This is a genomic window from Synergistaceae bacterium (assembly GCA_021372895.1).
Taxonomy (GTDB): domain Bacteria; phylum Synergistota; class Synergistia; order Synergistales; family Synergistaceae; genus JAJFTP01.
Genome location: JAJFTP010000007.1, coordinates 39,338 through 54,449, shown reverse-complemented (window position 1 = coordinate 54,449; position 15,112 = coordinate 39,338). Strand labels below are relative to the sequence as shown.

Below are 15,112 nucleotides of genomic sequence, written 5' to 3'. Positions count from 1 at the left end.
AAAATCAGAACGGGACCTTGACTGGTCCCCTTGCCCTGTCTCTGAGCTCTCCCCTTTTGCCCGCGTTCCACGATGACGTCCTGGTGAAGTAACCAGTGATCCTGGTAATACCGTCGACGTCTTCCGAGCCGCAGCGGGAACATGCCTCCAGAAGCCCGCGCTCGATATGCCCGCACTCGTTGCAGATTGTAAACTCCGGGCTGAATGCTATCTGCGCGTTCTCGGAGTGCCGGAATGTCTTGATCACAAAAGACGCCAGTGCTTTCGGATCAGGCTTGTGTTCGCCCATCCATATATGGGTTATGGCCCCGGCCTTTATCATCGGGTGCAGTTCGCCCTCGCGGATCACCTTGTCGATCGGGTCCTGAACAAGCTGATAGTTGAGGTGCGTGCTGTTTGTGTAGTATATCTCTCCCTTTTCTAAGTTGCCCTTGACATACTTGCGCGCGATATCCGGGTAGGCCCTTAGGTCAAGCTTCGCAAAACGCAGCGCCGTACTCTCCGCAGGTGTCTGTTCAAGAACTATCTTCAGGCCGAAGCGTTCGGAAAGCTGCTGGCATTTGAGGTCCATATACTGTATGACGGCCTTGCCAAGCTGCTCAGCATGTTCGCTCTCGTGGAGCTGGCATCCCGTCATCGCCTGGACCATCTCATTGAGGCCAAGGATGCCGATAAGGTGGCTCGCTTTCCGCATCCTGAGGTAACTCTCGTCATCATGCGATACCGAGAGGGCCGCAAGCGGTCCTTCCACACCGAGGTCAAGAATGCCCTTGATAAAAGCGCGCTTCTGCATATGCGCCTTTGCCGCAAGCTCCATCTCCTGCTCAATGATATCAAAGAGCATCTCCTCATCGCCGCCGCTCTTATACGCGGCGCGCGGAAGGTTCAGCGTGATATTCTGGAGAGCGCAGTAACGCATCTTCCATGGATGTTTTGCCTCGTCAAGGTCTTCAGGCGTAAGCTCAAACGAAAGTCGGCAGCACTCCGATAACTTAGCCACGCCTCCGCGGTCGAACACAAAGTATGTATTGCCCTTTTCCGATGCAAGCTCACATGCGAGATCAAGGAATTCCTCCCAGCCCTCTTCCTTGAAAAAATAATCGGTGATGTGAAGCAGCGGCTTGGGGAAGAAGAAAGGCTGGCCGCGGCTGTCTCCGTCCATATAGACATCGAACAGAGCTCTGGCGAACATCTTGGATTCCTTGTCAGATTCGGACTTTGTTTTGCCTGTGAACTTGCCGCCCGGCCCTATCGCCGGAACATCCCTGAAGTGATTCGGTATCTCGTAATACAGGTTGATGTCTGTGAACGCAACCTGACCGCCGCGCCCGCCGGCAAGCTGGTTGAACTCAAATACGAGCTGCTGTGCGAGCTGCTTATCCTGCTCATAAGTCCAGCCTACGAGGTAAGGGGCAAAGTACATATTTATCGCATCCCAGCCTATGGCGCCGGCAAAGTGATTCTGAAGCACGGAAGTCATCTTAAGTATATGGGCAAGGAGAACATCAGCGTGCTTTGCCGGATTCGAGACACTGGTGATCGAAGGGATGTTAAGCCCGTAGCGAGCAACGTATGCAACGCTCTGCCCTGAGCAGTACGGGCGGTTGACCATGCCCAGGTCATGGAGGTGTATGTCACCCTTCAGGTGTGCCTCTGCCACATCCTTCGTAAAAACTTTCGTAAGCGCATATTCCTTAAGCACCATCTCTGCGATGGAAAGATTTATAGATTCCGGATTATGACTTGTATTGCTGTTTTCCTTATTTTTGGTGAGCATCATCTTCTCAAGGTCGTGAACCGGCAGACCGATGCGGCTGTGGTCGGCAAGTTTCGCCTCCAGCCCCCGCTGAAAAAGTTTTACGTTGACCATCTCGCGGATTATAGAAGTCGTCACGCGGCTGCGGCCGTACTTCAGCAGGTCTTCTTCGACCTCAAGCGCTATAGCCTCAGCGGTGGCAGGATCGACCCCCGCTTCTATGATCAGTGCGTCGCGGATCCTACTCACATCCCATGGTGAGCTTTCCTCCTGCGCCAGAGCATCAACCATTAAAGCAAGGTCCGTCGATTCCCCCGCGTTTTCAAACAGATACCCCTGTCTGCCAAAATATGATTCAGATCCCTGCGTTGTGTCATTTGCCATTGCGGTGTGCCTCCTTGTCCTCAAGCAGCCTTGCTATTTCTTTGGTAAAGCTGGATATATCCGTAAATTCCCTGTAGACCGAAGCAAAGCGCACATAAGCCACTTTATTTATCTTGCGGAGTTCCTCCGCCGCATTCTCTCCTATAACAGACGCAGCCACCTCGCCCTGACCGGAGCTGCGGAGCCTGTCCTCGATCTGTGCGACAGCCTCCTCTATTCGCTCAAGCGGCACAGGCAGCTTCTCACACGCACGCTGAAGCCCCTTCATAAGCTTGTCTCTGTCAAATGCCTCTCGCCGGCCATCCTTTTTAACGACCCAGAGGTATGTTTTTTCCTCAAGCCTCTCATACGTCGTAAAACGACCCTGACACTCAGGACATTCGCGCCTGCGGCGGTTTACGCGCCCATCGTCGGTGCTTCTCGTCTCTATGACCCTCGTCTCAGGAGCCCCGCATACAGGACAGCGCATGGAATTCCTCCAACCACTATATATATTGTACTCTTATAAGTATAACACTAGATATAGAGATAGTGAAGCAACATTAAGAAAAATATTACAGAAATACCCATGTGCATCTTGCTTGCCGGCCGTGAATCATCAGCGTGACTGCAAGACACTTTCCAGTATATCCATGCCGCTCCTTACAAGTCCGATATCTGCCTGAGTTCCCATATGCCCGATCCTGAAGACTTTGCCGGCAAGTGAGCCGTAGCTTCCCCCGACCACCATGCCGCGCAGGCGCAGAGCCCTGTCGAGTTCTTCCCACGTCCAGCCCTGCGGGATCTTTATGGCCGTCACAGTAGGCGATGCCAGCTTTTCGTTCTTAGCGTAAAACTCCAGCCCCATCTTCTTTACCCTTGAACGGCAATGATCCGCAGCTTCGCTGTGGCGCTTGAAAGAATTTTCGAGTCCCTCTTCAAGAAGGGCTTTAAGGGAGAGGTTCATGGCAGCATTTGCATGCCAGTTATGCGTACAAGGCATTTCCCTCTTTTGAACTGCGCTGCGCCATGGCAGCACCGCATCGTATCCCGCGTAATTCACACGCTCGGCAGCTTTCCATGCTCTGTCGCTCACGGTCATCACAGAGAGGTCCGGCAGCAGGGACAGGCACTTCTGGCTTCCCAGGAGTCCAAGGTCAATACCCCAGTCGTCGACACGCACATCGGCACCTCCTGCGCTTGCAACGAAATCAACGCAGAAAAGTGCGCCGCTCTCGCGGACTACAGGTGCAACCTCCTCTATGGGATTCAGAAGTCCGCTCGGCGTCTCGCAATGCACTGCGGTCACGATATCAGGCTTAAAAACCGCTATACGGGAGCGCAGGACCTCAATATCAACGAACTCTCCGTCTGCAGCCTCGATATATTCGACCACTGCCCCCGAAGCTTCGGCCATCTCTCCCAGGCCATGTCCGAACAGGCCGTTTGAAAGAGCAAGCACCTTGTCACCGCTCTTGACAGTACTCTTCAGCGCTCCCCATAGTACCAGCATAGCCTCGCCTGACTGGATAGTTACGCTGTTCTTCGTCCTCAGTATCGTCTGCAGAAGCCTTTGATTTTCTTCGAGCAGATCATAGAAATCTTTCTCCAGATCCGAACTGCCGTAATCTGTCAGGTATGCCTCGCGATACTTCTGCGGGACAGATACCGGCCCCGGCACAAGCGGGATTTTATAAGTTTTCATTATCATAACCTCCAGTACTCCACAGATAGATAAAGGCTGCCGGATATAAAAAGCACCCCGTTATTGCTGACATAACTAATATTCGCACATATAGCCTCTGCTTTCAATATATTACAGTTATTTTTGTTTTCCATCGGTAGATTTACAAAAAAAAAGATGCCGAACTTTCGTCCGACACCTACGTAAATTATAGATTATTCATTACATAAGGGAAGTCAGATATTTCTGGACCTGGGTCCTTACCCTGTCTCCGTCGGCCCGGCCCTTTACGGCAGCCATGACCTTGCCCATAATCTTGCCAATATCCTTAGGCCCGGTTGCTCCGAACTGAGCAGCAACCTCAGAAACGACCTTTGCAATGTCATCATCCGAAAGCTGCAACGGCTGATATGCGTCCAGGACCTTCGCCTCTTCAAGTTCACGTACCGCCCTGTCCTCAGCGCCGCCAGCCCTGTACATCGCAGCCGCTTCGTTGCGCTGCTTGATGAGCCTGCGGACCAATACGAGAACTTCATCATCAGTAAGAGGATCTTCCTTGCCCTTTTCAATCTGAGCAAGCTGTATCGCCGACTTGAGCATACGAAGCACAGAAAGTACAAGCTCATCCTTGTTCTTCATCGCGGCTACAAGATCATTCTGGATTTTAAGCACAAGGTCAGACATAATCAATAATCAGCCTTTCTGCCTTTGTTTCGGGTCATTTCAGCCTTCTTGCGTTTCTTGATTTCGCTGGGTTTTTCGTAATGCTCATGCTTCTTTGCTTCGCGGAGCACGCCCACCTTACGAAGCTCACGCTTAAAACGCTTAAGCGCATCTTCGATCGACTCGTTATCGCGTCTAGTTACGGTGGTCATCTACATTCCCCCCTTTCTCAGCCACTCACAAAACAATAAAGAAAAAATGTGCAAGTGGGGGATAGACACCCTTCTTTGATCCAAAAGGCTGACCGCCACCGTGTCTCATAGCCCGGTGGGATCAACTGCGGCCAGAGAGTGTCTGTTTTTGCGCGTGTCGCTATCAATCTCTTGCTGTTATGAGTTTTTAGAAACACCATAACATTATGCGTCATTTACAGGCATTCTGTCAATCACTGTATCGATGGTTTTATTATTAAAAGACTGTGCGGCCAGAAGTATTTTTTCATCCTTCATCATCATAGAACGAACAATACTCTTTCAGGCATTCCTTGTTGAACCGGCTGAACACACACCTTACTTTTTCATCAGATCCAAGGTTTATTGAAAGATTATCGGAGACAAAAGCAATTGCGTATTTAACGGCTATAAACGTGTTGCGTTTGCGGCATCTCGGCCAGCCTGCAAGCGCCATTTCTTTAAGCGCTTCAGATGTGGCCATGTTGCAACATTGCCCAGGTCTCTTTTGTTAGCGGCTTATTACCCGGTAATCATGCTCATAAATATAACTACTCCGATTGCAGCACCGCATGCCCCGCAGAATCCCCAAAAACCAGGGAGCACATTCTTAGCTCGTCTGCATATTTCTTCCATGTCTTTATTATAAAGGTCAATTGAACGGTCCTGATGACGGTGAACTGCAGCCAGAAGGACCGCCGGGACAAGTTAGTGATGCGCATAGTTATGTATTGGAAAATCCTGCAGCTTCATTATAGCCAGGGCCATTTCCATTGGTGTTGCGTCTTCCTGCGACATATAAAATTTAATGCATTTCTCCGATATGGAGCAAAAGCTCTGATCTTCGTTATTCTCGGCTCCCATGCTTATAATCTCACTCTCTTCAGCATCAGAACCTGACTTCCAGCAACTTAAGCCCGTGATCCTGAAAAAGTGCCGGTATTTCGCGCCTTGCCTTCTTCGTGCGGATGAAGATTGCAAGGTTGCGTTTTTGAGCAAAATCGGCCTCAGGTTCAGAATATTCCGGAGCTGCATTACCGACTATGTCAAATACTTTCCATTTATGATCTGTGTCTTTGAAATATCCTTTTGAACGTATGATGTCCTCCGGCAGTTCATTCAGTAATTTTTTAAATACCTCGGGGTTTCCCTCCCAAAATATACTCAACGAGGATAATTTGTCTGGAGGAGTAAGGTGTGCTGTGTTGTCGCTGAGTGCCTGTTCTATATATTTCTCCCATTCCTCGGACATTGGAAGCACAGGAGCTTTTTCCGCCATCGCATCTTTTGACATAAATAGTCCCCATGATATGTTGCCGTATTCCGCGTGTCTTATTTTTGCCTCCGGATTTATTCCGCTTATGTGTGCATCCAGTTTTTTCAGTTCTGCCGCTGAGACAAGGTCTGTTTTGTTTATGACGATGTGGGATGCGGCTTGGACCTGTTTTATTACTGCGTTGAAGAGATCAAGCCATTCTTCAAAATGCTGCGCATCAACTACACAAATATTTCCTTCCATCTGATAATAATCATGCAGCATCCCGTATCCAAGATCGCGTTCCATATCGGTTGTATCCGCTACTCCGCTTGCTTCTATGAGAAGCACCGTCGGTTTGTGGTCGCGGAATATTGTATATAGGGCCCTGAGAAAGTCTCCTTTGGCACAGGCACAAAAGATGGAGCCCCTGCTGACCTCTATGATTTCAAGGCCATTTTTCCGTATGACATCTCCGTCTACCCCGGCCTTGCCAAATTCGTTCATCAACACAGCTATTTTTTCAGCATCGGGAACAGTGCTGACAAGATGCTTCAGAAGCGTAGTTTTACCGCTACCCAGAAATCCAGAAAGTAAAAATATTTTACACTTGTTGTGGCTCATTTTTATTGCCTTTGGCTTTATCGAAATTCGCCAGAACTTGCATATGGCACCCTCCAAGCTGGTAGTACAAACATTTTTTATCGCTGCACGGAGAACATGGAAGGACGGTCAAAGACATCTCCAGAGGAGTTGAACTGATCCCGACAAAAGAGCACTGTGTCTTCCTGGGGTGAAGCATGGGAGATCCGTGGGCTGCCACTTCTATTGTTCTCTCCGTGCAGCCCAAAAGTTCGATCTTCTCCATCATATCCGGGATAACATCGTTCTGCCCCGGATAAAACTCCTTAGTGATGAATTTGTTATTCGGCGCGGCCAACTCTGACCTGATCCATTCGATTAAAACGTCATGCATATTGTAAAGGGCTATTGAACCTGCTACATCAAGCAAAAATCCCATCATTAGATCCCCGTTGGCCGACATAAGCTCCATGCTCTTCTTCTCAAGATCGCCGCCAAGCGTCCAGACAGCCATAATAACATGATCTGCAGATTCTTCGCCCATCATAATGTCATAACCAAAGTTTCTTTCGGCCTCTTTTTTAGGCATCATGACCAGGCGTGCTTTAGGAGATAAAAGAGTCTCTTTCCCCTCCAGATTCCAGTATGACATAAATTTTTCAATGTTTTTTATGTGTTTCTCACCAAGAAGAACATAATGTTCCATAAGCGATGATAGCTCAACATTCATGGGGGCGTATTTTACTGCTGTGATATTTTGTGATCCGCCTCCGTGCAGAGAGGAAAAAAATATCTGTATGTCCTTCATTTACCTTCCTCCTTCTATTTAAGAAAATATCATGGCACGGATAAAACGTTTCTGAAAATCAGCCAGGGATGAAAGTTCTACGTAAGACATCTTTTCCGCTGTCGTCTTGGTCCCTTCGTAAAATTCCGATGACGCCAGTGAGAGAGAGGCTCCTAAACCTGAAGAATTATATACACTTCGGATTTTGCCGTGTGATACGCGGGGCAGCAATCCAACAGTAATCGCACTGCCTATATCGATATTATTCCCAAAGGCACCAGCCAGCAAAACTTCGTAAATATCATCCAAAGTAATACCCATACGCTCAACCATTACCTCTATCCCGACTTTTACGGCTCCCACCGCGAGCTGAACCTCCCTGATGTCCTTTTGCGTCAGGTAAACCGGGTCCCGCGCATCTGTCAGCAGAAGACGGATTATTCCTTTTCTATCCCTGTCCATACGTTCTCTGAAACGTTCGTCGCGGCACTCCTCTGGAGATTGAAGCCTGCCGTTTTTGTTCATCATTTCTGTTTCAAGAAGCAAGGCAACGGCATCAACGAGGCCGGACCCGCAAAGTCCTTTCGGTGCAGTGTTGTCTATTGTCTGACATATAAGCCCAGACTCTGTAAGCGTGACTTTTTCTATGGCGCCGGTGCTTGCCCTCATGCCATACTGTATTCTGGCTCCTTCAAAGGCAGGGCCGGCCGCAGTGGCACAACAGAACAGAGCCTCGCTGTTTCCGATAACTATCTCATTGTTAGTGCCGATATCGACCATGAGCCTTATCCTTGAGTCCTTGTCCATATCAAGGGCCGCGACCCCCGCTACAATATCACCTCCTACATAGCCGGCCACGTTCGGAAGCAATTTAACGACAGCAGTTTGATATATATTAAGTCCCAGTTCCTTCGCAGGGACAGGCGAATGCGTTAAAAACCCAGGCATATAGGGACTGTGCCCGATGCTCTCCGGCGAGACACCTAAAAAAAGATGCTCCATAACGGTGTTGCCGGCTGCGGTGACCTCTCTTATCTGGTCCTTTTTTATTCCGTTCCGCTCAGCAAGTACGCTTAAGGCACTGTCCATTTCATCTGTTAAAATTTTTTGCAGCCGCTGAAGCCCATCAGGAACAGAGTTTGAGAAAGCTATTCTGGATATGACATCATCGCCGAAAGATACCTGCGGATTAAGAAAAGAAAAACGGTCCACCTCTTTATGACCATCAAGGTCAAGAAGATAGCATACGACCGTAGTGGTTCCTATATCCACAGCCACGCCATATCCTTCACAATCCGGCGCCCAGATTGTGATCAATTTATCTGAAATGCTGTCAAGTATCTGATTTCCGGACATTTCGACCCCGTCCAGTACATAGACTTCTCCGCTGCCGATAACAGCTGCGCAGCAGGCAAGGCGTATGCCATTGGCGATATCAGCATCTGAAAGAACTTTTCTTTCAGTATCTGTCAAAGGTTTGAGAAATTTACCGCCTTTCAGAACACTTACACGACATTTACCGCACACACCGACACCGCCGCAGTGGCGGTCTATTTTCACACCGGCACGGAAAGCTGCGTCAGACAGATATTCGCCTTTATGTGCAGAAATTTTTACTCTAGCCGGCAAAAATGTGATTACACAATTAATGTCTTCCATTAATTAATAGGACCATCCTCTGGCAAAAGCGAGTACTTCATCTCCGATACGGCCCTCTCTGTAGTCATTTAATGATGCAGCAAGAATATTAAGTCCCTCTTCCACCTGCCCTTCTGTAATAACTAGAGGCGGTTGTATCCGCAGTACGTTATCCCCAAGAAATGTAAGAATGAGCCCTCTCTCCCAGCAACGATAACAAATCTTTGCACATGCATTTCTATCCGGCAAACCATCAGAATGAACTATCTCTTGCCCTATCGTAAGTCCAAGCCCTCTTGTGTTCCCCAGAATAGGGATGTTTTCTTTCATTTTTGAAATTTTATCGGTTATTTTCTCTCCAAGATCTTTGCTGCGGCGAATAAGTTTTTCATTTTCAATAATATGTATTGTGGCAAGTGCGGCACGACAACAAACAGCATTTGCTGCCAATGTGAAGCAATGCCCTGGATCCATAAGACAATCTGCAATTTCAGCCCTCATTATAAGTGCGCTTAGAGGCATTCCAGAAGCAAGAGATTTAGATACAGCTATAATATCCGGTTGAACATCAAAATGCTCTATTCCAAACCATTTTCCAGTACGTCCCATTCCTTGCTGTACTTCATCAGATACAAAAAGGATACCGTTTTCCCAACAAAGCTGGGCAAGAGCTTTGACATATTTGATAGGCGGGACCACAATACCAATGTCTCCGCCAATGGGTTCAAAAATAACAGCGGCAACTTCTTCAGAAGGCAGATAAAACCTAAAAGCCTTCTTTATTTCTTCCAGACAATTGAGGTTACATGATTCTATTGTCTCATGCCACCTGCAACAATCGCATTCCGGATATGGGAAATGGTGAAACCCTGGAAGCATCGGACCTATGCCTCTTCTCATATTAAGGCAAATAGCTGAAGCAGAAAGTGCGCCGTAAGTACAGCCATGATATGCCGTCTGAAAAGAAATAATTTCGCTGCGCCCGGTATATTTACGGGCAAATTTTATTGCACCGTCGATCGAATCTGACCCTGACAAGCCATAAGCAACTTTCTTTTTAAATTTTCCGGGGGCCAAGCTTACCAATTTTTCTGCAAGTTGGACAGAAGACTCCTCGTACATATAGCCGATAGTATAGCACAGCAACTTGTCGGCTTGGTTACGGATCGCTTCAACTACACATGGATGACATGTCCCTGTATTTAGAGAAGCAGCCCCTGCAGAAAAATCTATATATTCATTTTCATCCGCATCTTTCAATAAAGCACCGACTCCAGAACTTACAACAAAAGGATAGTACGGAGATCTTGAGCATGGCGATATCACTCTGTTATCGCGTTCAATAATTTTCATGCTTTTTGAGATATTTCTTTGCAAATGAATCACACCTCCGTTTTTTTATTGTTACTAGAAATAACTATAATTATATCATTTTTACTATATAATTAAATAAATATTAACAATACATAAACATATATAAAAACCTTAAGGCAGAATCTTTAAAATAATAAGACTCTGCCTACATGCTTTATATTAATTACGGCAACATCTTTGATATGTCATAAATTGTTGTTACAAGACAGATATCCCTGATTACAATATTATGCTTCATTTTTGAGGAAACTAAAGTCAAGTGCAGTGCGCTTTTCAACTTTGTCATCTTTATTTCTACCCCAATAAATCCCGATCCCCAAATAGGAAATAAATATTGCAACAAGCGGGTTAAGGTAATTAAAGAAGCAGTACGGAAGATATTCCAGTGTGGGAACTCCAAGCGCTGCGGACTGGAATGCGCCGCATCCTGTCCATGGAACCAGGGGTGAAGTCAGCGTTCCGCAATCTTCCAAAGCACGGGAAAGCATCCTTGGAGAAAGATCCGACTTTTCTACTGCCATTTTGAACATGCGTCCAGGGACAATAATTGCAAGATATTGGTCCCCTAAGAATATATTGCTTACCAAACAGGATGCCTCTACGAGAGTAATAAAATCACCGACTCTACGGACTTTGTATAGAAGTGGATTAAGAAGGACATCAAGATAGTGACAGCTTTCCATGACACCTCCGAGACAGAGAGCGATCATAATCAGAGACAGCGACCACATCATACTATCAAGTCCACCTCTGTTAAGAAGCTCAACAACAAGCGATCCGACTTCATGCGCTATATCAGGTGTCACACCGGATATGCCAAATTTAGTCAAAAGTGCAGGAATCCCTTCAACCGCTGTTTCCGAAATCTTTGCAGCTACCGAAGAAGTATACCCGTAGTGAATGGCTGTTAGTGCCTCTGCCAGTGTCTTGCCCTGGAATATAGCAAAAACCGATCCTGCTGCTGTCCCAGCCATCATACTTGGGAGAGCTGGGCATTTCATAGCAGCAAGAACAATAACGATAAGAGGAGGGACAATCGTGTAAATAGGATTAATGTCAAATTCGGCTCCGATGATAGCCTGGAAAGCTTTTATCCGGCTTGTATCAAACATGGAGCTAGCATCTCCTGCTGCATATCCGAACCCAAGCACGATCGTAATTATTATAACGATGATATATGTAGGTCCCGTCGTCCACATCATTGCACGTATGTGGTCAAAAAGGTTCGATCCGGAAACCGCAGGTGCTAAATTTGTTGTGTCGGAGAGTGGAGACATCTTGTCTCCGAGATATGCTCCGGAAATGATTACTCCTGCCGTCAGAGGGGCAGGGATTCCAAGTCCGATTGAAATACCGATCAATGCAACTCCAACTGTACCCCCAACACCCCATGATGTACCTGTTGCGAGAGAAACTACAGAACATATCAGGAGAGTGGCTAAGAGGAAGATTCCTGGGGAAAGAAGATCAAACCCATAATAAATCATTCCCGGAACAACTCCAGCCTGCACCCACGAACCTATCAACATGCCAATCGCTATCAGTATAAGCAATGCGCTTATAGAAGAGTTAATAGCGCTGCAAATGGCAACTTCCATATCCTCCCATTTAATTCCTATAGCGAAAAAACCAACCAATGCGGCAAAAATTGTTGCTATCGCTATTGGGACATGAGCGTCTAGACCAAGACCAAGCAGACCATAACCGATAATTCCGGCTATACCTACAAATGTTACAAAAGCCAATGTAACGCTGGGTTTTTTCACATTTTTGTTTTCCATTGATGTTTCCCCCTATTCTTGAATATAATTTCAGCAAGTATGTCTTATATAACTATATTTTCATGTTCCGGTGCAAGTTTCATCTGCACCGGAACATGAAAATATTACTGAAATAATCAACTATCCTTTCAACCTCTTGTCAATCTGTTTCATAAGATCGTCTGCTGTTGGGATTATATTGTCGTAGACGACTTCATTGTTGATGAGCATCGTAGGCAGGGTTGAAACGCCCAAAGCCATGGTGCGCTTGATGCCGGCAGCACTCTTTATGAGGGATTCCCGCCACTCTAACTTTTCACCATAGAGAGGAGCCACATTTTTCACTGCTTCACACATATACTGGCATGGAGCACAACCCTCTGAGTCCAGAGTAACGATCTCTATGAACACCTTTCCCGGCTCTATTTTCACATCCTCTAAAATATCACCGGAGTCCTCTGCCTGAGCAAGGGCTTCTTCAAGGGATAGGAAACCAGATGTCTCGGAGGGTTCTTCACCTATAGCAACATATTTACCAACAGCCTCAAGGTTGTAGAACGGAGTATCATATGGCAGGTCACAGCCCGGGGAAAGGATGTATCCTGCAGTACCGCCGATCTCTATTCTCTTTTTAACGTCGGCTACGCATTCGCGTGGGGAGCCGAAAAGCAGTGTGGTTGTAAGCGGGATATTCCCCTCGAAGCAGACCTTATATTTTTCTGCAAGTTCTCTGACAAAAGCTAAATCTACCTGCTCGTCAAAAGCGATCGCATCGGGCTTGCTCTGCATCATAAGCTCTATGTTCTTGGTGGCGTTGCCGCAGCAGAACAACGTGACGATACCGCCCTTTACGTGCACTTCATCAATTACAGGTTTTACATAGGGAGTTACAAACGCTTCAAAATGTTTCGGGGCTATCTGGCTTGTCATAGGGTCGACAACAGCCACAACATGAGCTCCTGTTTCCATATACCACTCACCCATCTTACGCGTAACCTCGGAGCAGAACGCCAGTACCTTATGGGCCTCTTCAGGCTTCTTGATCATATCCATTATGAAATCTGAGCCGCGAAGATGGAGAGCAAGGGTAAACGGTCCGCAGCAGAGGGCAAACACCGCAGTTTTATCTCCTATTTTTTCAACCAGCCTACGGGTTGCATCAAAGAACATAGGAAGGCGTCCCTTGTCCTTCGTGAATTCGGGCAGATCCTCCAATGTTTTTCCCTGTGCAAGCACGTGGCCTGTAACTGCAGGAGGATTATTCTTAGACCAATGCAGGTCACATCCCAGGACCTCCGCTTCAGCTTGAAGGTCGAATGCAGAACAGACTCCGTCGGCACAGTAGCGCTCTGCAGCAGCAGTGACAGCTTCTACCAGCACATCGCCTTCCTTAAGAAGCTTTTCTGCATCGCTTCCTATGAGTCTGGCGACATGGACTCCGGTAAAAGGAACCCATGGAACGCGGTCTACTTCCTGAAAACGCAGCGCCTTAAGTACCCTTTCTTTGCCTGTCATTTCCTCACCTCGTTATATAAATTGCATGGACTGTATCCTTAACATAGGTTTTGCAAAGAGACAGACAATAATGTGCCTCTTTGCAAACTGAAAACGATGCTGTCTTATTAGTAGACGAAATCTACTCCCATAGCAGAGAGTTCGTCCTTCATGCGTCTGTACTGATCAAGGTACTCCTGATGAGGGACGAGACGTTCCATGTCGTAAACTTCCTGAATCGTCTTTCCATAGTTGTCGATCGGAATAAGTTTCTCGTATTTTTCCATGATCTTCTGGCAGATTTCGTTTGCCTGGGCACGGGTAATGCGCATCTTGAAAGAAGATTCGGAAACTTCATGATAGAAGCGGGATTCGAGCGGGGTTGCCCTGTCTGTAAATTTATTGCGGCATGTTGCAGCACCCCATGGGTTGCCGCCCGAAGATTCAGTTGCAAGGGCATGGTTCGCGCACTCCCAATAGAGTTGATCCGTCGCAGGACCTGCGTTTGCAAAAAGGTTGTTGAGGAATATCTGATTTGAGTTACGTGCCATTGCCTGGCTGAGAACGCTTTGGAGCCATAGAAGTTCTCTCGTAGTTGTTGACTGCCACTTAAGATGGAACGGGAAGTTCAATGCCCAGGCTGAGCCGTAGAGACATGCCCCTTCGATATTGTAAGCTGTCTGGAGAATCGCAGTGCCTTCCGTGCCGCCGGCATGGCCGCCGAATATGGCTCCGCAGAGGTTCCCGAAAACGTTGCCGTATGAGCGGTAGTGCAGGGCCTTATTGAGCATCGAGTTGTTGGTGGTCATTTCTGTGAGAATGGATACCATACGGCCATCAAGGTGTGACGGGCGGACTCCCCATTCAGGATTTGCTGCTGCAATCTGTGCCTGGTCTGTTTCTGCCGTACCTACTGATACAGTCCATACGTCCGGCTTACCGACAAGACGCTGAGCATCGCGTAGGTTCATCGCATGTTCCATTGCCGCTGCAACTTCAGTCGGACTCTGCGATGTCGCCTTGCGTCCCATAAAATCTTCGATCAAAGGAGCGCAAAGTCCGTCAAGAAGGGGCTCTTTCAGATAAGCCATGCATGCCTTCTTATGGATATCGGTGCTGAAGTTTGCATCCGGGCTGAAAAGGTGGAAGGGACGGCGCTCTTTATCTTCTATTGAACGGACCTGAAGCCAGCGCTGGTCGTGCCCTGCTCCGATCATATATTTGGGCTGTTTTGTGTAGAGTATTTCGTTGACTTCCTGTTCGCTGAACTTCATGACCCTGTGTGAATCCTGATTATATACACCAACGGAGATGAAGAAATCTTTTGCAGCAGCCCATACCCTATCAGCCAAATCGTCGTCGCAGTTGACAATCGTTTTGCCGTCATATTTAACGTTATATTCCTTAACAACTCTCTTCATATTGGGGATGAAGCTCTTTATCATCCACTCCGACTGGTCTCTGTAGAAGGGCCCGTTATCTGCCTTCGCAAAAACTTCCCACATCCTAAATGTAGACATGATCTA

The 15,112-nt window shown here is 47.4% G+C and carries 12 protein-coding genes and 1 pseudogene; all 13 read right to left on the bottom strand.

Going from position 1 to position 15,112, the window contains the following annotated elements; genetic code table 11:
• Positions 1 to 4: 4 nt before the first annotated feature.
• Positions 5 to 2,140 carry an anaerobic ribonucleoside-triphosphate reductase gene (gene nrdD / locus LLF78_00850; protein ID MCE5201050.1) on the bottom strand — a complete coding sequence of 712 codons (2,136 nt, stop codon included), beginning with the start codon at positions 2,138 to 2,140 and terminating at the stop codon, positions 5 to 7.
• A complete protein-coding gene (gene nrdR / locus LLF78_00845; GenBank protein MCE5201049.1) occupies positions 2,130 to 2,609 on the bottom strand; it encodes a transcriptional regulator NrdR in 480 nt (159 codons plus the stop codon). Before nrdR ends, nrdD begins: the two co-directional genes overlap by 11 nt.
• Before the next feature lie 129 nt (positions 2,610 to 2,738).
• On the bottom strand, positions 2,739 to 3,824 hold the full coding sequence (locus LLF78_00840) for an aminotransferase class V-fold PLP-dependent enzyme (GenBank protein ID MCE5201048.1): 1,086 nt from the start codon (positions 3,822 to 3,824) through the stop codon (positions 2,739 to 2,741).
• A 201-nt stretch (positions 3,825 to 4,025) separates the two neighbouring features.
• Positions 4,026 to 4,487, bottom strand: coding sequence for a GatB/YqeY domain-containing protein (locus LLF78_00835; protein MCE5201047.1), 462 nt, complete (start codon positions 4,485 to 4,487; stop codon positions 4,026 to 4,028).
• Positions 4,488 to 4,489: 2 nt separating this feature from the next.
• Positions 4,490 to 4,678 carry a 30S ribosomal protein S21 gene (gene rpsU, locus LLF78_00830; GenBank protein MCE5201046.1) on the bottom strand — a complete coding sequence of 63 codons (189 nt, stop codon included), beginning with the start codon at positions 4,676 to 4,678 and terminating at the stop codon, positions 4,490 to 4,492.
• A 286-nt stretch (positions 4,679 to 4,964) separates the two neighbouring features.
• Positions 4,965 to 5,386: pseudogene (locus LLF78_00825) on the bottom strand (DUF5714 domain-containing protein).
• 199 nt (positions 5,387 to 5,585) lie between these two features.
• Positions 5,586 to 6,575: a GTP-binding protein gene (locus LLF78_00820; protein MCE5201045.1), complete on the bottom strand. Its 990-nt coding sequence runs from the start codon at positions 6,573 to 6,575 to the stop codon at positions 5,586 to 5,588.
• Entirely contained in the window at positions 6,556 to 7,341 is a 786-nt protein-coding gene (locus LLF78_00815; protein ID MCE5201044.1) for a hypothetical protein, read from the bottom strand. The genes LLF78_00820 and LLF78_00815 overlap by 20 nt, the downstream gene beginning before the upstream one ends.
• Before the next feature lie 18 nt (positions 7,342 to 7,359).
• Positions 7,360 to 8,979 carry an ASKHA domain-containing protein gene (locus LLF78_00810; GenBank protein MCE5201043.1) on the bottom strand — a complete coding sequence of 540 codons (1,620 nt, stop codon included), beginning with the start codon at positions 8,977 to 8,979 and terminating at the stop codon, positions 7,360 to 7,362.
• 3 nt (positions 8,980 to 8,982) lie between these two features.
• Positions 8,983 to 10,311, bottom strand: a complete 1,329-nt coding sequence (locus LLF78_00805; protein ID MCE5201042.1) for an aminotransferase class III-fold pyridoxal phosphate-dependent enzyme — start codon at positions 10,309 to 10,311, stop codon at positions 8,983 to 8,985.
• 248 nt (positions 10,312 to 10,559) lie between these two features.
• On the bottom strand, positions 10,560 to 12,113 hold the full coding sequence (gene nhaC / locus LLF78_00800) for a Na+/H+ antiporter NhaC (protein MCE5201041.1): 1,554 nt from the start codon (positions 12,111 to 12,113) through the stop codon (positions 10,560 to 10,562).
• 120 nt (positions 12,114 to 12,233) lie between these two features.
• Entirely contained in the window at positions 12,234 to 13,607 is a 1,374-nt protein-coding gene (locus tag LLF78_00795) for a uroporphyrinogen decarboxylase family protein (protein MCE5201040.1), read from the bottom strand.
• Positions 13,608 to 13,714: 107 nt separating this feature from the next.
• A complete protein-coding gene (locus tag LLF78_00790) occupies positions 13,715 to 15,106 on the bottom strand; it encodes a monomethylamine:corrinoid methyltransferase (GenBank protein ID MCE5201039.1) in 1,392 nt (463 codons plus the stop codon).
• Positions 15,107 to 15,112: the final 6 nt, after the last annotated feature.